This is a genomic window from Streptomyces sp. MspMP-M5 (genome assembly GCF_000373585.1).
Classification (GTDB): Bacteria; Actinomycetota; Actinomycetes; order Streptomycetales; family Streptomycetaceae; genus Streptomyces.
This window is the reverse complement of record NZ_KB891887.1, coordinates 16,115-38,819: the sequence shown is the minus strand read 5'-3', so window position 1 is coordinate 38,819 and position 22,705 is coordinate 16,115. Positions and strand designations below refer to the sequence as shown.

Genomic DNA, 22,705 nt, shown 5'->3' with positions numbered 1-22,705 from the left:
CACGTCGATCGTCGTATCGATGCCTGGCCGTGGCACAGTCGGCTCAGCAACTACGAACAGGGGGAGATCACCTTGACTGACCGCCTATCACCACGCCCGATCGCCCGGCGGCAGGGGACGTACGGAGTGGACGCACCCTATATTCCGGCGCTGTACGGTGCCATGGGCATCGCGCTGCTGGCGTGGGGCATAGTGTGGCTGACCGGGCACGGCCTGACCTCTGCCCTCGGGGCGCTCGTCTTCGGCTGTCTGATGCTGCTGTCCGCGGGCCTGTATCTGTACGTCACCCGCCGCGGCAAGTTCGTCGTCTGGGAGGGGCTTCTCGACGGACTGGCGCTACGCGGTGACGAGCACGTACTCGACCTGGGCTGCGGACGGGGAGCGGTGCTGCTGGCGGCGGCCCAGCGCCTGCCCCGAGGCCGGGTGCACGGCGTCGACCTCTGGCGCAGCCAGGACCAGAGCGGGAACGACCCGGCCGTCACCCGACGCAACGCACAGGCAGAGGACGTGGCCGACCGCATCGAACTCCACACCGCCGACATGACCCAACTGCCCTTCGAAGACGGCAAGTTCGACGTCATCGTCAGCAGCCTCGCGATCCACAACATCCCCGACGCCGCCGGGCGCACCTCGGCCATCGAGGAGGCGGTACGCGTGCTCAGGCCGGGCGGCCGTCTGGTGGTCGCCGATATCCGCCACACCCGTGAGTACGGCGCCGACCTGCAACGGCTCGGAATGCGCGACATCACCCGCCGTGGTGCGGGGGCTCGCATGTGGTGGAGCGGCCCCTGGATGCCGACCACGGTCGTCTCCGCGGTCAAGCCGAGCTGACCCGCGTCAACCAAACAGCCGTCGCCCGCGTCCTACCGACGGCAGTGGTTCGCCGTCCGCACGACAGAAAGCCCGGCAGTCATGTCCTTGCAGACCCGTCGCCGCTCCCGTGGCACCCTCTATCTCGCGCTGGGCGGGCTCGCCGTGGCCTGCCTCGGGTTCGGCGGCGGGCTGTGGGCCAAGGACCACACCGTCTGGTTCAAGCGGTTGCGGGGCGGAAACGCCTGGTTCCTGACCTACCAGGGCGGTGCCGTCGGCGGACAGGGCCAGGCCACCGCCGTCCGCTACCGGTTCAACCCGGACAGCTTCCAACCGGTCCACCACATCGCCCGGCTCGGCCGCACACCACTCCCGTGGAGCGCGCATGCGCTGGTCAACACCGGCGAGGTGGCCCGGGTCGAGGTGGCGCCGGACGCGCACACGGTCGCGACCTGCCGCATCCTTCTCGACGACGTCCGGGTCGTCGCCGAGGGCAGGTCTCCGGCTCCCGGCCGCCCCGCCGTCTGTCAGGTCACCACCAGCAGCACACCGGAGAAGTGGCCGCGCTGAGCGGCCGAGGTCAGTCCGCGCTGCCGGAGACGGTGCGCAGATCGACGTCCCAGTCCAGTTGGGCGAGCAGCTTGTCGTCGCCGGGGCGCGCGGCGGAGGGCGCCTGGCCGGTGCGTGCCGGAGGGGTGCGGGTGCCGCGGGACAGCTGTCCGCTGACGGTGATGTTGTGCTCCACGCGTGGCCGGCGGCAGGACTCGTAGAGGGCGAGCGCGCTCTGCGGATCGGGCGTGTCCCGGAGGGACTTGGCGAGGATGACGGCGTCTTCCAAGGCCATCGAGGCGCCTTGGCCGGTCGCCGGTGAGGCCGCGTGTGCGGCGTCGCCGACGAGCAGCATCCGGCCGGCGCGCCAGGGCGTGCCCGGAGGAATCTCGGTGGCGTTGGTGGCCATGATGCCGTCGGTGGAGGCCGCGACGATGTCCGCGGCCGGGGTGGCGTCCTTGCGCAGCGACGCGACCAGTTGCGCACGCCGGTGGGCGGGGGCCGGGCCGGCGAGTTCCGCGGCGCTGAGCGCCTGACCCGCGACGCGGGCGAACCAGTACGTCTCCCGGTCCGGCGAGACCGCGTAACCGAAGGCGACGGTGCTGCCCCGCACCATGGTGATCTGGCCCGTGTCCTCCGCCACCGGCGCACTGCGTGTGTAGCCGTAGAAGACGGACTGTCCCGCGTAGACGGGCTCGGTGCCCGGCGCGATCGACTGCCGGATGGTCGAGTTCAGGCCGTCCGCGCCGACGAGCAGATCACCGGTCGCGACGCTGCCGTCGGCGAAACGCGCGGTCACCTGATCCGGGCCGTCCTCGACGGCCAGCAGCCGCGATCCGTGCGTCATACGGATGCCGCGGCGGATCGCCTCGGCCTGCAGCGCCGCGTTCAACTCACCGCGGCGGATGCACCGGTACCGCAGCCGCGCGTCGTCGGCCTCGCCGAGCGGAACACGGGCCACCTCGCCGCCCTGGTCGTCGAGAACCCGCATCGAGGGCAGCGGAAAGCCGATCGCGGTGACCGCGTCCGAGGCGTCGAGCTGCGCCAGGGCACGCATACCGTTGCTCGCCAGGGTCAGGAAGGCCCCGATGTCCTCGGCGGTGTCGGGGTGCGCCTCGTGCACGGCGACGTCCAGACCTGCCTTGTGCAGGGCCAACGCCGTCGCCGTACCGGCGATCCCGCCACCGATGACCAGTATGCGTGTCACGTTCCACTCCCATTCATCCTGCTGCAGGGGCCCTCTCGGGCGTCCAAGTCAATGATGGACCCTGGACGGCCGGGCGGCCGGGCGGCCGACCCGGCCGTCGGCGCCGACGGCCGGGCATACGACCACGGCGGCCGGGGCGACCTCTGGTAGCCGGTCGGCGCAGGGCTGGATCAGGAGAGCGCATGCACCTGCGTAACCTGGTTCGGTAGCAGAGGGGTCACTGCCGGTGCCGGTGACGGGGCCCGGCTGCCAGGGGAACGCCGGTGCGGCGCGCCTGGGCGACGGCGGCGGGCGAGTCCTTGCTGCGGGCGGCCTCCAACGGGATGTCGGCAGGGCGCGGCGGACGCCCGACCGGCGGGCGGTATCCGGGCAGGCGCAAGTGGCCCCAGACATAGGGATCGGCTTGGGCGCTGCCGAACGGGGACCAGGCGAGCCGGCTCTTACCGGTCTTGTCCTGGGCGTCGGAGTCGTAGAGGAGGACGTTGGCGGTGAGGCGGTTCGGGTCGACGGCGGCCGGCAGCACGCTGAAGGGGATCTTCGCCTCGACGGTGTAGCCGGTGTACGGCTTGGTCACCGTGGCCGCGACGGCCATGCCGGGCGAGGTGGTTGCCGCCGGCCCCTGGTGGTTGTCGCCGTCGCGTTCGGCGCACGGGCCGCCGTTGTGCGCGGTGAACGGCAGGATGCCGGTCTTGAAGGTGGTCGAGGTGTCGTCGGAGTCACCGCGCGGGTCGAGGTCGATCTCCACGGAGTCGGTGCGCCAGTGCCGCTTGCAGTCGGTCCGGGCGTCCAGGGCCGTGCCCTTGATGTCGTCGCGGACCTGCACCAGGACGTAGAGGGCCGCGCCGTGGCGGGAGATCCGGGCGGTTGCCGAGCAGTCCGCCGGCGTGCACTGCTTTCCTTCCCACTGACGCAACGTCAGCTTCTGGCCGGGGTACTCGCCGGGGCCTGCCTTGCCGTCCACGACGGGGGCCTTGGCGACGGCAGGGGCGGTGGTGCGGGGGTTGGCGGGATAGTCGGGTTGGGCGTCGTTGGCCAGCCAGGGCAGCCCTGCCCGTTCCGCCCACTCCCGGAACTCGGCGTAAAGAGGCCGCAGACCGGACTGATTCCGGACCTTCGCCCGCACGATCTCGCCGTTCCTGGCCAGGACGGTGAACCACTCGCACGGAAGTTGGCTGCGTGGGGTGGTGACCTTGCGCGGCAGTGAGCCGAAGCCCTGGGTGACATAGGTCCGTGCGGCATCCCGTTCGACCTGGGCCCACGTCTTGCCGTTGGGCGCCCGCACTCCGGTCCAGTGGCCGACGACGGGGAGGCCGGTGGGCGGGTCGACGGCCCGGTGCCTGGCGCAGCCCGGACCCACGGGCCCCTTGAACCCCCAGCTCTGGGTGAGCAGTTCCGACGGCTGCCAGGGGCGGTACTTCTCCTTGCGGATCTGTTCCGGGAAGGCCGTGGGGTCGGCGGCCAGTCGGAACGCCTCGGTGGCCAGTCGTGCGGCCTGTTGGTGTGCGCCGTGTTGGTTGAAGGGCCGTGGATCCATCGTGACCACCGTCTTCGGCGTGGTCGCGCGGATCAGCCGGACGATGCGTTCCAGGGTGTCGGTGCGCCGTTGCGGCGGCCGGTTCCAGACCTTGTCGGTGAGCGGCGCCGACAGTGTGTACCAGAAGTCCGGCTTGTCGAGGTAGTAGACGTTGCGGATGCCCACCAGGCCGACCGCCTTGCGTTCCTCGCGTTCCCGGATGAGGCCGAGCTCGGCCCCTTCCTCCGGGCCGACGGCGTTCCCGCCGCCTTCGCCGCGGGTGATGGTGGCCACGCCGGTCGACAGTCCGCGGCGCTGCCGCCACTGTCCGAACGTCGCCAGTGACTGGTACTCGTCGTCCGGGTGCGCACCGATGAACAGCACGTCCGTGTGCGCGCGGTCGCGGGACGGGGCGACCGCGGGTCGGGCGTCGGGTGCGGCACGGGCGCCGGAGGAGGGAACGGCGGCGCTGGACAGCAGGGCGACCGCGGCGACGAGGGTCGACACGGAGTGCAACGGCAGGCGTGACATCAACGGATCACTCGTCCTTGGTCGTGGACTTTCGTGGACTCTGTTTGCGGGGCAGGGCGGTTCGGCTTCGTCACAGTCAGTAGGGGGCTCTCGGACATCGGGCCACCTGCTTCGCACCATGCGGTGGGCAACGTGCCGAGTGGCAACCATGTCAGGCTTTCCGGGGCGCCGAAAAGTAGGCGATAAACCACCTTTCGCGGTGATCCTGACAGCAACGGGACCTCCCCGCGCCCCTGAGGCGCGGGAGCAGACCGGATGCCCGGACAAGGCGTTCGTTCCGTACGACGCCTGTGCCACCGAGCGACTGCCCGACGGCTCGGCGTTCATGGTCCTCCAAGGCTACGAATACCCCGACCGCAGGGTGGCCACCAAGCTGTGGACGGCGAACCTGGTCACACCCAGCGGCCAGAACGTCTCCGTACGGGAGTGGAACGCTGCCGCAGAGAAGGACGCACCGGTCACGCGGCCACAACCGCCCCTCTCTCAGCCGCAGTTGAAGGAATTGGTGTCGGCGCGGGAGTGGCGGCGGATCGTCGACGCGATCCCGGAGAGCCCCCGGCGGCGGGCGAAGAAGCCGGTCGATCCCGGGCAACGTACCGGCGGCCCGGTCGTGGACACACTCTCCGGCCTGGTCCTCAAGGGCCTGAAGGTGGTCGGGAAGGGCGGCGACGGCGGCCATGAATTCGCCTATGTCGTCGTGGACGACGGACGGGGCCGCAGATTCGTCGAGGTCAACGTCCAGCCAGGCATGCAGGACGTCGCCGACGACCTCTTCCACCCGGGCGACGAGACCCTGGCCGACGGCACTCGCCTCGCCGTCCACCAGGGTCCCGGCGAAAAGGGTGTCGACGGCGTGGTGATGTGGACCGTGGACACCTTGCGGCCCGACGGCAGGCGCGTCGTCATCAGCGCCTTCAACGCCGCCACGCAGCAGAGCGCCGCGACCCGCACGGCTCCCGCCCTGACCGTCGAGCAGCTACGGAAGATCGCCCTCAGCCCGAAGTGGTGACCGGGCTCCTGACGGCCGGTCGGCCGCCCGGCCACTCACCATGAGGAGCCTTCGGGAAAAGGGGTTCCGGAAAAAGCGGCTTGCTTCTCCATCTACTGGAGGGTTGAGAGTTGTTCCCGTGAGCGATCCCACCGAGATGCTGACCATCGGCGAGCTTGCCCGGCGTACCGGAGTCGCCGTGCGCACGATTCGCTTCTGGTCCGACAGCGGCGTCATCGCGCCGAGCGACCGCACGGCAGGAGGCTTCCGGCTCTACGACGCCGGTGCCGTCGCCCGCGTCCAACTGGTCCGCACCCTGCGCGAGCTGGGACTGGACCTGGACACGGTACGCCAGGTGGTGGACAGGCAGATGACGGTGCGCGATGTGGCCAGCGCCCATGTGCGGGCACTGGATGCGGAGATCCGCACACTGCGAGTGCGGCGCGCGGTGCTGGACCGGGTCGCTCGACAGGACAGCACGACCGAGGAGATGAGACTGATGCACGAGCTGGCCCGGATGTCTGCCGACGAGCGGCAGCGGATCACCGACGACTTCGTCCGCGAGACCTTCGACGGTGTCGATCCCCAGGCGCCTGGCGCGCATATCGCCCAGGCCATGCGCACCATGCCGACCCACCTGCCCGCCGACCCGACTCCCGAACAGGTGGATGCCTGGGTGGAGTTGGCCGAGCTGGTGAGCGACGAGTCGTTCCGCAAGCGGGTACGCGAGATGGCGGTGGCCGGAGGGCGGGGCGGCCCGCAGCCGGAGGGACCCGACCCGGCGAAGGTCGCCGAGCACGCCGGCCAGGCGGTACGCGACGGTATCGCGCCGGCCTCGGCGGCGGGAACGGAGATCCTGCACCGGATCGTCGACCCCCACCTGCCTGCGGTCGAACGAGCCCGGCTGGCCGATCAGTTGGCCACCTTCACCGACCGCAGGGTGGAGCGGTACTGGCAGCTGCTGGCGGTGCTGAACGGCCGGCCGCCGGTCCCCTCGCACGTCCCGGCGTTCGAGTGGCTGATCGCCGCACTGCGGTCCCACGCCGGGTCCCACGTCCAGTAGCATGCCGCCTCCCCTGGAGGTTGATGCAACGTCAGGAACGCACCGTGCGGGCGCAGTCCCCGGACCGCGCCCGCACGGGCTGCACCGCTTGCTCCTGGCTCAGGACAGCCGGCTCAGGACAGCATATGGACCTTGTACTGCATGAACCGGTAGTTCCACGGGTCGTACCACTGACTGACGACGATGTGGAAGTTGCCGAACGTCGAACCGGGGACGACGAACCCGCCGTACGGACTGGCGACGAGGTTGCCCACCTCCTGCCCCGGTGCGCCAGGCACGATCATGGTCTGCTCCAGCGTCCTGGTCAGGTCCGACGTCGGCAGGGGGAAGACCATCGCCCGGATCGACAGCGGGTTCATGTTCAGCCAGGTGAGGACGTACTTGCCGTCCATGGCGCGGAAGCAGATCTCGCCCCACTTGCGGGTGCCGAAGACGGTCGTCGGGGGCGCGCCCCACCGCCAGCCACCGTCGGCGTAGCCCCACGGCTCGTAGGCGTCCGGGTTGCCGAGGCTCTCCTTCCGCACCCGGTGCAGCAACATCCCCGATTCCACCTCGCGGTTGAAGACCGAGGACAGGACGTAGCAGTAGCCGTCGTCGGCCACCGCGTAGGTCTTCTGCTGGAACTGGCCGCCGTGCAGGTCCCCCGGCCACTGGCACAGGTACTCCCAGGTCTCACCGTTGTCGGTGGAGCGCCAGAAGTCCGTGTGGTGGGTGTCGTAGATGACACCGCGCATGAGGTGCATGTACATCACACCGTCGACGACGAACACATCGGAGGGGATCGCCGTGGTGGCCTTGTCGCCGACCGGGTTGTGCGGTTCGTCGACCAGGCTGTTGGCGTGTCCGCCGCCGACGCTGCCGTCGATGCGCAGATTGTTCAGGTCCGAGCTGTTGGAGCGCAGACCGACCGGGGCGCGCCAGTCGTCGGCGGGCTCGCCGGGCCGCGGTACGTGGTCGCCGTTGAAGGTGTCGCCGCCGACGAACAGCATGGTGCCGTCGGGGCACCGCACGGGGATGCCGAGGTCGGTCCAGGGCGAGGCGAACGGGCCGGTCTCGGCCGGGCCGCTCAGGTTCTTCACCTTGTACGCAATCGTCGGACTGGACGGGTCGTTCGGCCCGCCGGCCCTCGCGATCCCCGCAGTCGTACCGATGACTCCCGCCCCCACGGCGGCGCCGATCCCCAGCTTGAGGAGCTTGCGGCGGGAGTGCCCGCCGGCCGTCGCGTCCTTCTCGTCCGATGGACGTGTCATTGTGTCGATGCCTTTCCGAGCCGGCCCAGTCGTACGAGGAGACGCCCCCGGTGCCATCGGCCTGGGCGAGGGCCCCCGAGCGCTCTCCTCGTCGGAGGTGCTCGACCGTAACCACGACCGATGAAATGACGATGACTCGCCGATGAGCTGCCTGGTGGGGCCGGGCGCCGGAGTCCGCTCCCGTACACCTTCGGGCCATCGGCATGGCTGACGCCGTCGGTCGCCGTTAGGGTCGGCCGCATGAGTCTGTCGAAGCAAGAACGAGAGCTGTTTCTGGCCGAACCTCATGTCGGTGCGCTGTCGGTGGTCGAGCGGCCGGACCGTGCGCCGCTGACGGTCCCCATCTGGTACCACTACACACCGGGCGGTGAACTCTGGGTGCGTACGGGGCCCGACTCACGTAAGGCGCGCGCCATTCGGCAGGCGGGGCGCTTCAGCCTGATGGTGCAGCGGACCGAGCCGACCGTGCGCTACGTGTCCGTGGAAGGGCCGCTGATCAGGACGGAACCCGACAGTCACGAGCTGTCCTGGGAGATGGCCGCACGGTACCTCCCCGAGGACAAGGTCGCCGGCTTCGTCGAGTACGACAAGGCGCACCTCGGTGAGCACATCGCCTTTTACATGCGGCCGGAACACTGGATCTCCGCCGACATGGGGGCTTTCTGAACGGCGGTTTTCTGAGGGGCACGGCCCGCCGCGCCGTGTCGGCTCGCCCACGGCCCGCGAAACCGCCGTCCTTCTCACCGGCACCTCGGGCACCCGCGAATTGAGCCACTTCCTGGTCGCCGAACTCACCAGCTCCCACTGGTTCAACCTCACCGCTGCCAGGAGGAACCTGGGCTTCTCTCCACCGATCTCCATCGCCGAAGGCTTGGGGCAGCTGCATGACGCGCTGCGGCGTGAGCGTGAGCCAGTCTGACGCCTGGTCAACCCGGCATACGTCTGTGACATTTATGTGATCAAGCTCCCGTAATGTCCAACTGGTCATGAAGTTCATTGGATGCACGACAAGTCGGGGGAGTAGATGACATACCGGCGCGCGGCGATACCGGTACTGGTCGGGGGACTGCTGCTCTTGGCGCTTGTGTGGTGGGCGGGGGCGAGCGCACCTGCGCTGGATCTCCCGGGGACCACCAACGTCATCAGCAGTCCGGCCGTCGGTGAGCTTACGAGGTGGCTGACCCCCTGGTCGTACGACGTGCCGGTCTCGGCTCAGCTCGGCAACGAGGCGTTCGGCGGAGCCGGGGCCACTGCCTCCCTCGACGGTTTGAACTACGTCAAGTTGCACACCACCGCGCAGCAGATTCGGTATGTCGCGCTCTTTGTCTTCTTCGTGGTGGGGGCACTGTTGCTGATCCGCCGGCTGCCGCCGGCCAAGGGCCGGACGACGGCCGCCCTTCTCGCGGTGTGGACCTGGGGTCTGGTGGCCGGGATGCTGGCGGTGACCGTCTCCGCGCCGTGGATGATCGCCTCGGGGGGACACGGCAGTTTCCGCTTTCTGCCCGAGTTGTCGAACATCATCACCACCGGACGCGAAGTCGTGCTGATGGCCGCACTGGTCGCGGCGGTGGCGACCGTACTGCTGGCCCGGATCGCCGGCGCGGGGCCGGTACGCCGGCGCGGGCACGGTCAGGAGCGGGAGCACAAGCGGGAACAGGAGCAGTGGGCGGAGGAGCAGGGGCAGTTGCCGTCGACGGCTGTTCCGGCGCGTGCTGCCCGCCTGGCCGCCACCGTTGGGACCGTGGTGATCGCGCTGTCCCTGTTCGTCCTCTCCTACACGCCGGTCGCCGCCGTCATCCAGAGCATCTCCCCGCGCACCGGGTTGGTCTCCGAACCAGGTGACCTGCTGCGTCAGTGGCTGCTGCTCGGCGGCTGGGACTGGCCGGGGGGCGGACCGCTCGGCGAATGGCTCCTCTACCGCGCCATCGATGCGGTGCTGCTCGCCGTGGTGTGGTGGTCACTGCGGCGACTGCCTGGCCTGCTCACCCGCGCCACTGTCCCCGCGATGGCCGTGACCACGGTCTGCGCGACCGTCCTCGGGCTGCTGGTCAGCCAGCTGCTGCGAATGCTGATCAACGCTGAGAGCCTGGGCGGGGACCCGCTGCGCCTGGTCACCGGCTTGGGCGTCGGTACCCCAGCGGCCCTGACCTGCGGACTGGTGGCAGGCATCGCGGCCGCCGTGACACTGCGGACAGCCGGTGGCCGCGCGGCCCGCGCGGACGCCACCCCTTCCGCCCAGGACGACCCTGCCTGTTCCTGACGCACGTTCCGTTTCCCGGCTCACAACCCGCTCAGCTCCACCAGACGTGGAACGCGGTGGGCAATGCCTTCAACCTGCCCAACTCGGCTGCCAGTTCGGGCGCAGACCGGTCGATTCGCCGTCCCTCCACCAGCGGCGCCGAGCTGTAGATCTTGCGCAGTGAGAAGTCCCAGCCTGGACGACCCCCAGACGGGGCATGCCCGGTCACGACCCGCAACCGATGCAGCTCGTACCGAATCATGGCGCTCTCGCGTCGTGTGGCGGTACAGGAGTCGAATGCGGACCACAGTTGCGCATCAGCCATCCGGGCGAGCCGTTCCGGGGCGAGGTTCGTGTTGTCGAGCAGCCGGCAGGCCAGGCGCCGGACCGCCGAGACCGGGCCAACGTTGTCCCACGAGGTGTGCAGCCGTGCCTCGGCACAGATCAAGTCGACGAGCGAGGCGGCGGTCTCACGGTCGGCCGACACCGCCGCTTCCGTGAGGCCGAGTCGGCCCAGCATGACGACTGGATCGACGCCGAGACGTCCGGCGGCGCGCCCACTGCGGACGTAGGAGTCCAGATGGTCGAGATTGAGCAAGCCGGAGCGGTTGGTCAGGGGCGAGGGCGGCTGCGGGGCGAGGGCGGCGGTGACGGCTTCGGCGCTGAACCCGTGCTTCTCCAACACCGGGAGAACGTGGTCGGTCCGCAGCAGCTGCAACCCGATGGCGTGATGGTCGAGGCCGGAAACACCTTCCAGGGTGTGACTCATGGGCAGATGGCCGATGTCGTGCAACAGCGCCGCGACCCGCAGGAGTTCGTCGTCCGGCAGGAAGTGTGCGACCAGGGCGAAGACTCCGAGAGTGTGTTCCAGCCTGGAGTACGACTGCAAGGTGCTCAGCGTCGACGCTCCGCCGTGTGCGACGAAGTGCAGGCGCCGCAGCGGTTCGGTGCGCAACAGGTCGACTTCCGCGGGGTTCAGGCGGACGGACACCCGCCACAACGGGTCGGTGAAAACCGGGGACACCCCCACAACGTGGGTCGGCACGGGCCGTACTACGACCCCGCCGAAGTCCTGCGACGAACTCTCTTCCAGGCGACTACCCATCGCTTCACTCTACGGCCGGCACCGGGGGGCGATGGCATGTCGGCAGTGAAGTGGAAGGGACTTGTCAGGGTGGTGCGGACGATCTTTCACTGAGTAAGGTGAGCGACTGGGCACCGGCAACTGTCCGCACGACGCCCTGGGGATCGGCGCCCCGCGTGCTGCCGACGCCGCCGAGGTTCAGAAAGTGGGTAGACAGATGCAACCGACGTTCGTTCTCGTTCACGGAGCCTTCGCGAACTCCTTCTCCTTCGCGCCACTCCAGGCCGAACTCGGCCTGCTCGGGCACCGTTCGGTCGCCGTCGACCTGCCTGGCCACGGGTTCGCGGCGACCTTCCCGCGCGCCTACCAGGCGCCGCAGGATCTTGAGGGGCTTGCCACCGAGCCAGGCTCGATCAAGGACGTCACGCTCGCCGACAACGTCGCGTATCTGATCGAGGTCCTGGAGCGGGCCAAGCGGAACGGCCCGGTGATCCTCGTCTCGCACAGCCGCGGCGGCATGACGGCCACGGCCGCGGCCAACGCACGACCGGACCTGATCGACCGCCTCGTGTACGTCTCGGCCTGGTGCCCGGTCGAGCTCGACGTCAACGACTACTACGCCGAGCCGGAGATGGCCACGGTCGACGTCGCCTCCCTGGCTCCGGCGATGGCCGGGAACCCGGCCGAACTCGGCCTGCTCCGCACGAACTTCCGCACCGCGGATCCGGACGCGCTGGCCGCGCTCAAGGCAGCCTTCCTCGCCGACGCTACGGACGAGGAGTTCCTGACGTTCCTGAACACCTTCCAGCCCGACGAGAACCTGGACGCAGGCACCTCCGCCGACCGGGCGCAAGCCGCGACCTGGGGCCGGATTCCGAAGACCTTCGTCCGCCTGGCCGACGACGTGAGCCTGCCGCTCGCCCTTCAGGACCGGTTGATCCGCGAGGGCAACGCACTGACGCCGGACAACCCCTACGACGTTCGCACGTTGCGGAGCAGTCACCTGAAGTGGCTGATGGACCCGGTGCCTGCGGCCCGGCTTCTGGGCGAACTCGTCGGGCTTCTGGACTTGCCTGCCGGGTCTTGATCGGGGCCAAGAGAACCTGTCCATGAGGAGAGAACCGCGTCACCGGCCCGGTAGTCTCCCGGCATGGCCATGCGAGCTTTTCTCCCCGACACGTTCGTAGTGCCACTGGGCCTCACAGGTGAGGGCTTCCGGTTGGAGCCCCTGGGGCCGCAGCACAACGGAGCCGATCACGAGGCGTGGATGTCGAGCATCGAGCACATCCGTGCCACCCCGGGCTTCCGGGGCCGCGGCTGGCCGCCACCTGCCGGTATGAGCCTTGCGGACAATCTTTGTGACGTGCAGCGCCATGCCGACGACTTCGCGCAGCGGGCAGGCTTCACGTACACGGTTCTCGATCACGACGATCGGGTGATCGGCTGCGTGTACATCTACCCGCCGCCCTCGGGGCAGTTGGAAAGACAGGCGGAACAGAGCGTTGCGGAGGTGCGTTCGTGGGTGCGGGCGGACCGGGCGGACCGGGCCGAGCTGGACGGCCCGCTGCACGATGCCGTGGCTGCCTGGCTGTCGTCGCACTGGCCGTTCGAGGAGGTCCGGTACCGCGTCGGGTGACTGGGTACTTGCTCCGAACTCCAGGCAACGCGGCAGTCGATCCCTTCCGGTGGAAATTCCATCCGCCATGGCTCGCGCCATGGCGGATGCAGTCCTCGACCAGGCGCCCGGGCGCCCGGGTCAGCGATCAGTGTGTGACTGGAAGAGGGTCCGGAGAGGGGACAGGCTCTGCTCGGCCAGCGGGCGCAGGTCCGGGGCTGCGGCGCGGGCGTCGGCTCGTAGTGTGTCGATGGCCTGGGAGCCGAGAGCTTCCTCCGCCTCGGTGGGCGTCGGCCAGGAGGTTCCGCTCCAGCTTCGGGGCCGGATGGCCGGCCAGGTCGTCGGCGTTCACGGGGCCGCCCATCACGACCAGACCCGCCAGGTCGGAAACCGGGGGAAGGCCGTCGGCCGAGGTGGTCACGACGGTGTCTGTGGGTGGGCGGTCTCGCTGCGGCCGGCGTGGCGCTGCCAGACGAGTATCGCCACGGCGGCGAGGGCGACCAGGACGGCGATGGTGCGGTAGCCGGTGGCCAGGGCGTCGGTGAACGCCCTTATCACGTAGGCGTGTTGAGCGGGGGTCAGGTGGCTTGCGACGGTCATTGCGTCGGAGGTCGAGTGCGCGCCGCCGGCGATGGCTGACGGCAGGTGGGCGAGGAACTGGGTGGTCACGACGGTGGCGACGACGGCGATACCGATGGCGCTGCCGATCTCACGGGCGGTGCTGTTGAGTGCGGACCCCAGACCGCTTTGGTTCCTGGGCAGGGAGGCGACGATGCCGCCGGAGAGGGGTGGGGTGGCCAGTCCCATGCCGGTTGCCATGATCAGCAGGTCGAGCGCGTAAAGCCAGTACGGCGTCGCGGAGGTCGCCAGGGAGAGCAGCGCCAACCCGGCCACGATCAGCGCCATGCCGGCGGCCACCACCCGACGCGCGCCCCACCGACCGGCGAGCCGGGTGGCGCGGGGCGAGACCAGTTTCATGCACAGGCCCTGCGGCAGGATGGCCAGGCCCGTCTCCACGGCGCTGAACCCCTTGGCGTAGTGCAGATACTGGGCGTTGAGGAAGAAGAGGCTGAACATCCCGAGGAAGGCGGCTGCGACTCCCAGGGCGCCGGAACCGACCGCGGGCTTGCTCAGCAGGCGCAGATCCACCAGCGGATGGTCGCTGGACAGGGAGTGCAGGACGAACAGCACGCCGAAGACGACGGCCGCGGCGAACGCCGCCAGGACGGACGTCGATCCCCAGCCCAGCTCCCGCCCTTCGATCAGGCCGAACAGCAGGGCGGTGAGGGTCGCGACCAGCAGAACGGTGCCTGGGACATCGGAGGGGGCCGAGTGACGTTCGGTGCGCGGGGCCCAGCGGCCGGCCAGCCCCGCGAGCACGGCGGCGGCCGGGACGAAGAGCGCGAAGAACACCGGCCAGGAGAAGAACTGCAGGGTGGTGCCGGCGAGGAGGTTGCCGAGCATGCCGCCCAGTCCGGTCGCGCCGGACCAGGCTCCCACTGCCCTGCCGCGCTCGCTGTGCGGTGTCACCGCCAACGAGAGGGCGAGGGTGGCGGGCATGACCAGCGCCGCGCCCAGTCCTGCGACGGCCCGCCCGACGAGCAGCACGGTGACGTTCGGGGAGAGCGCGCAGCCCAGACAGCCGAGGCCGAAGAGGGCGAGGCCGGCGATGAGGACCGGCTTTCGGCCCAGGCGGTCGCCCAACGCCCCTGCCGGGATGAGAAGTCCGGCGAAGACCAGAAGATAGCTGTCGACGATCCACACCAACTGTGTTGCCGACGGGTGTAGGGCGCTCCCGGACAGCTGGGGAATGGCCAGATTGACGCCGGAGACCATTGCCTGGATCGCGATGACGGCGGCGTTCATGAGGCGCGGAACCGTGCGCCTGTGTGCCATGGGGTGCCCCGCGGAGTGGGGAGACTGGCCGGGGCGATGGAGTGAACTTCCCTCGCTCGCAAGGTTGTTGGCGGATGCGGCGCTCGCTGCTGCGCGGTTGGCGGTCATGATCCTTCCCTTCTCAAATGGTGCTCTCGAAAGGTGCGTCAACGACCGTAGAAACGCGTCAAGTTAACTTCAAATGCATGGGAGTGATGCATAAAATGCGTCCCGTGCATACGAAGCTGGATTTCAACCTGCTCATCGCCCTCGACGTACTGCTGGAGGAGTGTTCGGTCACCGCGGCCGCCGACCGACTGGCGGTGTCCGAGCCGGCGATGAGCCGCACCCTGGGGCGCATACGCAAGGTCGTCGAGGACCCGGTCCTGGTCCGTGCGGGTCACACCATGCAGCCGACGCCCCGTGCGGTGGCCATGCGCAGCGAAGTGCGCGCCCTGGTGCAACGCGCCCGCGCGGTGCTCGCCCCGGCCGGCGAACCGGACCCCGTCTCCCTCACCCGCACCTTCACGATCTCCGCCAACGACGCCATGGTCACCTCCGTCGGCGACCACCTGCTCACCTGCGTCGAACAACAGGCACCCAAGGTGACGCTGCGGTTCCTGGCCGAACCGCCCGGCGACCACGCCGGACTGCGCGACGGCAACGTCGATCTCCAGATGGGAGTCCTGGGCCCGCTCGCTCCCGAGGTTCACACCGAACTCCTCGCCACCGACCACACCGTCATGGTCATGCGCCCCGACCACCCCCTGGCCGAGGGCGAACTCACCGCCGAACGGGTGGCCGCCGCCAGACACATCGTCACCTCCCGTCGTGGCCGGCTCAGCGGCCCGGTGGACGACGCCCTGGCCGCACGGGGACTCGGCCGCCGCGCCGTCGTCGTCGCCCCGACGTTCGCCGCCACGCTGCTGATGCTGGCCAACCGGCACGATGTGGTCGGCCTCTTCCCCTGGCGCCAGTACCGCACCAATGTGCGCACCCTCGGCCTGGTCACCAGAGAACTGCCCATCCCCCTGCCGCCACTACAGCTGTCCATGGCCTGGCACCCACGCGACGACGCGGACCCGGCCCACCGGTGGCTGCGCTCCCGCATCCGCCACTCCGCCAAGGCAGTGCTGGAACCCGACGACACCCCTGTCAGGTGAGACGCGCCCCCGATCACCACTGGTGCCTTCCTCGAACGCGTGCCCGCCACGAGACGAAGTCGCCAGAGCCTGGGGCAGCGGTGGGGTGACGGCTTATCAGGTGATTTGGCGGCCTGGCACCGAAAACCATGGTCACAGGTGGACAGGCTTCCACTGTCACCGCTGACGACGAAGGGAAAACCACGTGTTCAACTTCCATCCGTCTCGTATCGCTGCGGCCGCGGTGCTCGCCGCGCTTCCCGCTGTGGGATTCGCGGTAACGGCCGCTCCCGCCCATGCCGACGCGCCGACCCCCGCGCACCACCAGCCCAAGGACGGCCACGATGACGACTCCATGGGCGGGGGTCTCTCCGGCATGAACGGGTTGGGCTCAGGGCTCCTCGACCACGACCACGGCGACCACGGCGACGAGGGCGGCGAGGGCGGCGAGGGTGGCCACGGATCGATGATGGGCGGTCTGGGCGGCCTTGGCTGACGTGTTCGCCGGCTGATGTGCCGGTGGGTGCGCGCCAGGAACGCATGGAGCCGGACCGGGCCGGCCGACAGGTGTCGTCGGCCGGCCCTTCCTTGCCGCTGCTTCTTTTCCTCCGTTTCTCTTCCTCCGTTTCTTTTCTGCCGGCCCGTCTTCTCAGGCCCTCACCGCAGATTCCCCGCGGACTTGCCGGAACCGGAACTGGACCCTGGGCCTGACTCGGACTTGGGCTCGTACTTGGACGCCGGCTCCGGCTTGCGTCGTAGCTCGGCCGGTCGGGCAAGGCGGTTGGCGCGGAGGGCGGTGAGCGTTCCGAGGGCGGAGATGACGGCGAAGCCGAGCAGAAGGTAGCGGGCGGAGGCGACCATCGATGCGCCGCCGAGGTTGACCAGGAGGCCGGAGACGGCCGCACCGCATGCGATCGACAGCGTGAGCACCGTTGCGATTGCCGCGGCAGCCTTCTCTCCTTCCTCCTTGTCCGGTGCGCCGGTCATCGCGGCAACGGACAGATGGGGCATGGCCAGTCCGATTCCCGCACCGGCGAGGAGAAGAACGGGCAACCACGCGAGGACCAGAGGCTGTGGTGCGTCGCGGCGCTGCATCAGGGCGAGCACGGCCAACCCGGTCGCCAGGAGACCGGGGCCGGCCACTCGCAGCCATCGAGTCGTCCGCTCCCTGCGTGCCGAGGAGCTTGCGATCTGGCTTGCCGACCAGCCGAGCGACAGTGCCGCTCCGAAGAATCCCGCGGCGATCGGCGGCAGTCCGCCCAGGCGCTGGCCGAACAAGGGCAGGAACGTCTCCACGGCGACACCCGCCGCGAGGAACACGATGGTCAGGTAGATCCATCGCAGGGCGGAGCCGGGCTGGTAGGTCCGGCGCGGCAGGACTCGGATGCGGCTACGCTGCTCCGTCACCACGAAGACCAGGATCGACGCCAGTGCCAGACCGATGAGCACCATCCGCATGAGCACGTCGGAGAGAATTCCCGCAATGCTCACGGCACCGGCGGCGCCGATGATCGGCAGCAGGGAACCCAGCGGGATACCTGCTTCCGTTTCCGTATCGGTCCTGTCGCCGGCCGGAAGTACTCGGGGGACGAACGCCGCCATCAGCGCCGAGGCGAGAGCCAGTACGAGGAAAGCCAGGCGCCAGGAGCCGAACTGGGCGAAGAGGCCGCCCAGCGTCGGGCCGACGAAGTTGCCGAGGCCGAACATGGCGGAGATCAACGCGCTGCCCCGTACCCATAGATGGCGTGGCAGTGCCGAGTAGATCAGGGTGAACCCCAGTCCGGTCAGCAACCCCGCTCCCAGTCCCTGCCCGGCGCGGCCGACCAGCAGTACCGGCATGGTCGGACTGGCCGCGCAGACCACCGAGCCGACGGCGAAGACGCCGAAGCCGAGCAGGTAGGAGCCGATGTTGCCGTGGCGGGAAAGGGTTCGGTTCACCAGCATGGTCGCCATGACCTGCGCGGTCAGGAAAACCGTCATGTTCCAGGCGTAGAGGCGTTCACCGCCGATGTCGGCGACCGCCGTCGGCAGCAGACTTGCGGCCAGGTAGATGTTGACCGCGCCGATGAGCACGCCCCCGGCCAGCACCACGGCCGTGCCGGCATGGCTTCCGAGCTCCCGCCATGACCCGACGTTCCGCCCGTCCTCTTGCTGCTTGTCGTCTCGTCTGTCGTCTTGCGTTTCGGATTGCCTGTCGTCCACTTGCCTGCCATCCACTTATGTGCCCATCCCTGTCTCTGAGTTGCTTTCCTGCAGGCAGGCATCATGGCGGGGCGGAGAGACCCGGTAATCCGGCAAATCGGACGTGATGTGCGTCACGTCTTTGGGGGTGGGTGGGGTGGATGTGGCGCCGCGGAGCGAGGGCTGTCGGGTGCGCGGACGGTCCGCCGAGGTCCGGTGAGGGTTGCCGGGCGCGCGGGGCCGGCGGGCATGTGATCATGCGGCCATGACATCTGGCCGGATCATCTTCCTCAATGGCACTTCCAGTTCAGGCAAGTCGAGCATCGCCCGGGAGCTTCTGGACATCCTGGACGAGGGTGTCTTCTTCCATATGGCGGTCGACGGCTTCGGCGCGATGCGCACCCGGCGGGAACTGGACGGTGCGGAGCTCGACGCCGCTCTGCGGCGGACCAGGATGGGCTTCCACCGCTCGATCGCGGCCATGGCCGAAGTGGGTAACGACATCGTCGTCGACCATGTGCTGAGCGAGCCCTGGCGGCTGCTCGACTGTCTGACGGTGTTGCCGCCGGAGGATGTGCTGTTCGTCGGTGTGCACTGCCCGTTGGATGAACTGGCCCGCCGTGAGCAGGCCCGGGGCGATCGTCCGCCGGGCCTGGCGGAGCACCAGTACGACCTGGTGCACCGCCACGGCGACTACGACCTGGAGTGCGACACCGGCGCGCTCGGCGCACGTGAATGTGCGCAGCAGATCAAGGAGTTCCTCCCGTACCGGCCCGACCCCAACGCCTTCACACGCCTCCGCCGGCGCCTCCTGACAGAGGGCGGACAAAGCCCCGCCAACTCCGCCAACCCCGCCCCATCCATCGAACCCACCGAACCGGCCGAACCCACCGACCCCGCCGAACCCGTCGACGTCGCGATGTGACTGGCGTCACGCCGCCTCGCTGTCACAGTCGGGGCCCCTGCGGTGTCCACAGGACGTGAAGTCGTCGATCCGTCGGGAGGCGGTCCTGTTGGCACGGGTAGTGGTGGTCGGGGCGGGATATGCGGGTGTGCTGGCCGCGAATCGGCTGGCGGCCGTGGGGCGGTCGCAGGTCCGCGTGACGGTGGTCAATCCCCGGCCGGACTTTGTGGAACGCGTCCGGTTGCACGAGCACGCGGCGGGGGTGTCGAGCGCGGTACGGCCGTTGAGTGGGCTGCTGCACCGCGACGTGGGGCTGCGGGTGGCCACGGTGGACTCGATCGCCGAGCGGTCGGTGCGGCTCGATGACGGTGCTGCGCTCGAATTCGACTATCTGGTCTATGCGGTGGGCAGTACGGCCGGCCGCGGCCTGCCTGGAGCCGAGCATGCCTGGGGCGTTGCGGACCTTGAGGGCGCCGAGGCGCTGCGCACGCGGCTGCGGGATCTGTCCGCGGGGGCGCGGGTGGTGGTGATCGGCGGCGGACTCACCGGGATCGAAACGTCCGCCGAGATCGCCCATCGATACCCCGCGTTGCAGGTCGAGTTGATCGCTCCGTCGGTTGCCGCGTGGCTGCCCGCGTCCAGCCGCGCGACGGTGGAGCGCAAGCTCGTGGCCGCCGGGGTGGTGCTGCGCACCGGACTGCGGGCGGTGGCGGTCCGTGTGGACGCGGTCGAGACGGACGCGGGCCGGCTGGCGAGTGACTGCACGGTGTGGGCCGGCTCGTTCGATGTGCCGGACCTGGCGCGGCGCAGTGGTCTTCCGGTGGCCTTCGACGGGCGCCTGTGCACCGATGAGGCCCTGGTGTGCGTGCGGAACCGGCGGATCGTGGGCGTCGGCGACGCCGTTGCGCCGCCCGGGGAGGTCGGGGCGCACCTGCGGATGAGTTGCCAGGCAGCGCTGCCCATGGGAGCCCACGGTGCCGATACGGTGCTCGCGTTGATACGGGGCGAGCGACCGTCGCCGCTGTCCGTCGGCATGGTGGGGCAGGGCATCAGCCTGGGGCGGCGCGATGGGTTCGTCCAGGCCACGGACCGGGATGACACCCCTCGGGACTTCGCGCTGTCCGGGCGGGTGGCGGCGGTGCTCAAGGAGCGGGTGTGCCGTTTCACCGTCCGCTCGATGCGGTTCCCGCGCGCCTACCGGTGGCTTCCGGGGCCGACTTCGAAGGAGTCGAAGGGGCTGAAAGAGCCGAAGGAGTCCATGTCGGCTCCGGCCGCGGTCGTACCCCGATGAGCGGGTGGGCGTACCCCGATGAGCGAAACGCGTTCCGCTGGGAAGGGGAAGGCGAGATCATGACCCGACGCACCCGGCCGACAGGCACCGGACTCATCTCGCCCAAGTGCATCGCGCAGGTCGCTCGATCGACTCGATCGATCGAGTCAGTGGATCGCGCAAATGGATCGTGGAAGTGAAGGGAGCAGCATCATGAAGACCATCCTCGTCTGCACGTCCGTGTCCCATGGCAACACCAAGAGGATCGCCGACGCCATGGGCCAGGTACTGGAGGCCCCGGTTGTCGCGCCGGAAGAGGTTGATGTGGCGGAACTGGCCGCCTGCGACCTGGTGGGATTCGGCTCGGGGATCTTCCTGCAGAAGTTCCATCCGCGCCTGAGCGAGTTCGTCCGGTCGCTCCCGGCGGGGAACGGGCGCAGGGCGTTCGTCTACGCCACCAGTGGGCTGCCCGAGCTGCCGTTCCGGCCCTTCACCCGCCCCCTGGTACGGGATCTCAGGCAGAAGGGCTTCGTGGTGGACGACATCTTCTCGTGCCGGGCGAGGGACACCTGGCTTCCGTTCAAACTCGTCGGCGGGATCAACAACCAGCGGCCCGACGGCACCGACCTGGCGGCGGCGTGCACCTTCGCCGAAGGGCTGCGCGCGCGGATCGGTACGGCGTCCTGACCTTGGTGAACGTCCGGGCATAGGCGACTGGGACCGCCGGGCGTTCCGGCGGCCCACGCCTGCCTGGCCGCACGCTGTTCCGCCTACTCCCCGGGCGTCAATCGCAAGGCATGCAGCGCCACGGCCAGGTCGGCCACCGCACGGGGGTCGCGCAGCGAACGCCCCGTCAGACTCTCCAGTCTGCGCAGCCGGTAGCGGACGGTGTTGCGGTGGCAGTACAGGCGTTCCGCCGCTTCGGCCGTCGAGCCGGCCGCCGCGAACCAGCACGCCAGGGTCTCCAGCAGACGGTCCCGCTCGTCGGCCGGCAGCCGCCGCACGCCGTCGAGGGTGACCCGGGCGATTCGCCCGGCCTCGTCCGGGGCCGCGGCCACCAGCAGGGCGGCCGGACAGTTGCCGAAGCGAGCGATGCCTGTGGGCCGACCGCGAGCTGTTCCGCATCCCCCTGGATCGAAGGTCTCCTGCCGACCTCGCCCGCCGCCCCACTGCACCCTGACGCCACCGGTGAACGCGCCATGTCCCAGGCGGTGTTGAGGGACCTGGGTTGCTGAGTCACTCAGTCACTGAGCCAACGGACTGCACGCTGCCCCGCCGGATCGGCTCCGGTGGGGCAGGGCGCGCTGATCCTGTGGCACGTGCCCCTGCTCCTACTCCCGCCCCTGGCCCTGCCTGGCGCCCGACTGGGCGAGCAGCCGCCGGAGCCAGCGCGTACGGGCGTCACGTGCGTCCTGGCTGACGGCCGCCTTCGGCGCCATTCCGTCGAAGCCGTGATAGCCACCGGGCCAGACATGCAGCTCGGCCTGGCCGCCGGCCTGCCAGATCGCGTTCGCGTACGCCACGTCCTCGTCCCGGAACATCTCGGCCGACCCGACGTCGATATAGGCCGGGGGCAGCCCGGAGAGGTTCGTGGCACGGGCCGGGGCCGCGTAGGGCGGAAGGTCCACGGCGCCGTAGCGGTCGCCCAACAGCGCCTGCCACACCGTCGCGTGGGAGGTGAGGTCCCACACGCCGAGCCCGGACATCTGATGACTGGAGAAGGTGCCGCAGCGATCGTCGAGCATCGGGCACAGCAGCAGTTGCCCCAGCGCCCGCGGACCGCCGCGGTCACGGACCAGCAGCGCCAGGGCTGCCGCGAGCCCACCCCCGGCGCTCTTCCCCCCGATGACGATCCGGTCCGCGTCGATGCCCAGTTCAGCCGCATGCTCGGCCGCCCAGACGAGCCCGGCGTAGCAGTCCTCCAGCGGCTCCGGATACCGCGCCTGCGGCGCCAACCGGTACTCGACCGAGATGACGGCCAGTCCCAGCGGAAGGGCCCACTCGCGAAGGATCCGCGGCAGCACGGACCAGGCGTTGCCCATGACCATGGCGCCCCCGTGCATGTAGTACAGCAGCGGCAGCGGCCCCACGAGCCCGGCAGGCCGCGCGCTGACAAGCGTGACCTCCGGCCCGCGGCCCGGCGGCCCCGGCACGTGGTACTCCGTCACCTCGAAACGGCCGTCGGCACGCAACTCCTCGGCCGTTGGTCTGGGCCGGCGTGCAGCATCCCGCTCTTGACGGTCCGCCAGATTCTCCGGCGTGATCGGCGCCCTGGATTCCTCCTCCAACGCCGCCAGCACCACGCCCAGTTCGGGGTCAAAGGGCGGCGCCACCCTCGATGCCGAGATCCACCCGACCTCCGACGACTCGCGCCCGCCACTCATGTCACTCATGCCCCACCCCACAGCGCTACGGCAGCACACCGGCCGCTCCCGACTCCGACCCGCCTCGAACCCACAGACACCCGCCCGGAGCACATTCGCC

21 protein-coding genes are annotated in these 22,705 nt (G+C 69.7%); 13 read left to right on the top strand and 8 right to left on the bottom strand.

What is annotated here, in order from left to right:
* Nucleotides 1–72: 72 nt before the first annotated feature.
* Together B073_RS0115520 and B073_RS0115515 are read left to right on the top strand one after the other, a co-directional pair.
* Complete coding sequence (locus B073_RS0115520; RefSeq protein ID WP_234025090.1) at nt 73–831, top strand: class I SAM-dependent methyltransferase; 759 nt, start codon at nt 73–75, stop codon at nt 829–831.
* Nucleotides 832–912: 81 nt separating this feature from the next.
* On the top strand, nt 913–1,380 hold the full coding sequence (locus B073_RS0115515) for a hypothetical protein (RefSeq protein WP_018539001.1): 468 nt from the start codon (nt 913–915) through the stop codon (nt 1,378–1,380).
* Nucleotides 1,381–1,390: 10 nt separating this feature from the next.
* Here B073_RS0115515 and B073_RS0115510 read toward each other — a convergent pair whose 3' ends face one another.
* Nucleotides 1,391–2,566 carry an FAD-dependent oxidoreductase gene (locus B073_RS0115510; RefSeq protein WP_018539000.1) on the bottom strand — a complete coding sequence of 392 codons (1,176 nt, stop codon included), beginning with the start codon at nt 2,564–2,566 and terminating at the stop codon, nt 1,391–1,393.
* A gap of 217 nt (nt 2,567–2,783) precedes the next feature.
* A complete protein-coding gene (locus tag B073_RS0115505) occupies nt 2,784–4,610 on the bottom strand; it encodes a sugar-binding protein (RefSeq protein ID WP_018538998.1) in 1,827 nt (608 codons plus the stop codon).
* Between the two features lie 199 nt (nt 4,611–4,809).
* Here B073_RS0115505 and B073_RS40050 point away from each other — a divergent pair, with 199 nt between their 5' ends.
* Both B073_RS40050 and B073_RS0115495 read left to right on the top strand, forming a co-directional pair.
* On the top strand, nt 4,810–5,619 hold the full coding sequence (locus B073_RS40050; protein WP_051094015.1) for a hypothetical protein: 810 nt from the start codon (nt 4,810–4,812) through the stop codon (nt 5,617–5,619).
* Nucleotides 5,620–5,737: 118 nt separating this feature from the next.
* A complete protein-coding gene (locus B073_RS0115495; RefSeq protein WP_018538996.1) occupies nt 5,738–6,661 on the top strand; it encodes a MerR family transcriptional regulator in 924 nt (307 codons plus the stop codon).
* A 113-nt stretch (nt 6,662–6,774) separates the two neighbouring features.
* Here B073_RS0115495 and B073_RS0115490 read toward each other — a convergent pair whose 3' ends face one another.
* Entirely contained in the window at nt 6,775–7,911 is a 1,137-nt protein-coding gene (locus B073_RS0115490; protein ID WP_018538995.1) for a DUF4185 domain-containing protein, read from the bottom strand.
* Between the two features lie 240 nt (nt 7,912–8,151).
* Between B073_RS0115490 and B073_RS0115485 the strand changes: the two genes are divergently transcribed.
* Both B073_RS0115485 and B073_RS0115480 read left to right on the top strand, forming a co-directional pair.
* On the top strand, nt 8,152–8,577 hold the full coding sequence (locus tag B073_RS0115485; RefSeq protein ID WP_018538994.1) for a pyridoxamine 5'-phosphate oxidase family protein: 426 nt from the start codon (nt 8,152–8,154) through the stop codon (nt 8,575–8,577).
* A gap of 358 nt (nt 8,578–8,935) precedes the next feature.
* On the top strand, nt 8,936–10,171 hold the full coding sequence (locus tag B073_RS0115480; protein ID WP_018538993.1) for a hypothetical protein: 1,236 nt from the start codon (nt 8,936–8,938) through the stop codon (nt 10,169–10,171).
* Between the two features lie 31 nt (nt 10,172–10,202).
* On the opposite strand, the gene B073_RS0115475 is transcribed toward B073_RS0115480, so the two are convergent.
* Nucleotides 10,203–11,174 carry an HD domain-containing protein gene (locus B073_RS0115475; RefSeq protein WP_018538992.1) on the bottom strand — a complete coding sequence of 324 codons (972 nt, stop codon included), beginning with the start codon at nt 11,172–11,174 and terminating at the stop codon, nt 10,203–10,205.
* Between the two features lie 277 nt (nt 11,175–11,451).
* Between B073_RS0115475 and B073_RS0115470 the strand changes: the two genes are divergently transcribed.
* Nucleotides 11,452–12,321 (top strand): alpha/beta fold hydrolase, encoded by an 870-nt coding sequence (locus tag B073_RS0115470; RefSeq protein WP_018538991.1) that lies wholly within the window; start codon nt 11,452–11,454, stop codon nt 12,319–12,321.
* A gap of 63 nt (nt 12,322–12,384) precedes the next feature.
* Complete coding sequence (locus tag B073_RS0115465; RefSeq protein ID WP_018538990.1) at nt 12,385–12,870, top strand: hypothetical protein; 486 nt, start codon at nt 12,385–12,387, stop codon at nt 12,868–12,870.
* A 396-nt stretch (nt 12,871–13,266) separates the two neighbouring features.
* On the opposite strand, the gene B073_RS40045 is transcribed toward B073_RS0115465, so the two are convergent.
* Nucleotides 13,267–14,715 (bottom strand): MFS transporter, encoded by a 1,449-nt coding sequence (locus B073_RS40045; RefSeq protein WP_018538989.1) that lies wholly within the window; start codon nt 14,713–14,715, stop codon nt 13,267–13,269.
* A 233-nt stretch (nt 14,716–14,948) separates the two neighbouring features.
* On the opposite strand from B073_RS40045, the gene B073_RS0115455 reads away from it, so the two are divergent.
* Nucleotides 14,949–15,887 carry a LysR family transcriptional regulator gene (locus B073_RS0115455; RefSeq protein WP_018538988.1) on the top strand — a complete coding sequence of 313 codons (939 nt, stop codon included), beginning with the start codon at nt 14,949–14,951 and terminating at the stop codon, nt 15,885–15,887.
* A 184-nt stretch (nt 15,888–16,071) separates the two neighbouring features.
* Nucleotides 16,072–16,362 carry a hypothetical protein gene (locus B073_RS0115450; protein WP_018538987.1) on the top strand — a complete coding sequence of 97 codons (291 nt, stop codon included), beginning with the start codon at nt 16,072–16,074 and terminating at the stop codon, nt 16,360–16,362.
* 161 nt (nt 16,363–16,523) lie between these two features.
* On the opposite strand, the gene B073_RS40040 is transcribed toward B073_RS0115450, so the two are convergent.
* Nucleotides 16,524–18,068 carry an MFS transporter gene (locus B073_RS40040; RefSeq protein ID WP_199788148.1) on the bottom strand — a complete coding sequence of 515 codons (1,545 nt, stop codon included), beginning with the start codon at nt 18,066–18,068 and terminating at the stop codon, nt 16,524–16,526.
* A gap of 244 nt (nt 18,069–18,312) precedes the next feature.
* Between B073_RS40040 and B073_RS0115440 the strand changes: the two genes are divergently transcribed.
* From B073_RS0115440 to B073_RS0115430, 3 genes are all read left to right on the top strand, one after another.
* Entirely contained in the window at nt 18,313–18,972 is a 660-nt protein-coding gene (locus B073_RS0115440) for a chloramphenicol phosphotransferase CPT family protein (protein WP_018538985.1), read from the top strand.
* An 88-nt stretch (nt 18,973–19,060) separates the two neighbouring features.
* A complete protein-coding gene (locus tag B073_RS0115435) occupies nt 19,061–20,242 on the top strand; it encodes an NAD(P)/FAD-dependent oxidoreductase (RefSeq protein WP_106731861.1) in 1,182 nt (393 codons plus the stop codon).
* A 192-nt stretch (nt 20,243–20,434) separates the two neighbouring features.
* Nucleotides 20,435–20,908, top strand: coding sequence for a flavodoxin family protein (locus B073_RS0115430; protein WP_018538983.1), 474 nt, complete (start codon nt 20,435–20,437; stop codon nt 20,906–20,908).
* Between the two features lie 83 nt (nt 20,909–20,991).
* Here B073_RS0115430 and B073_RS48770 read toward each other — a convergent pair whose 3' ends face one another.
* Complete coding sequence (locus B073_RS48770; protein WP_018538982.1) at nt 20,992–21,279, bottom strand: helix-turn-helix domain-containing protein; 288 nt, start codon at nt 21,277–21,279, stop codon at nt 20,992–20,994.
* Nucleotides 21,280–21,552: 273 nt separating this feature from the next.
* Nucleotides 21,553–22,605, bottom strand: a complete 1,053-nt coding sequence (locus B073_RS40030) for an alpha/beta hydrolase (RefSeq protein ID WP_051094014.1) — start codon at nt 22,603–22,605, stop codon at nt 21,553–21,555.
* Nucleotides 22,606–22,705: the final 100 nt, after the last annotated feature.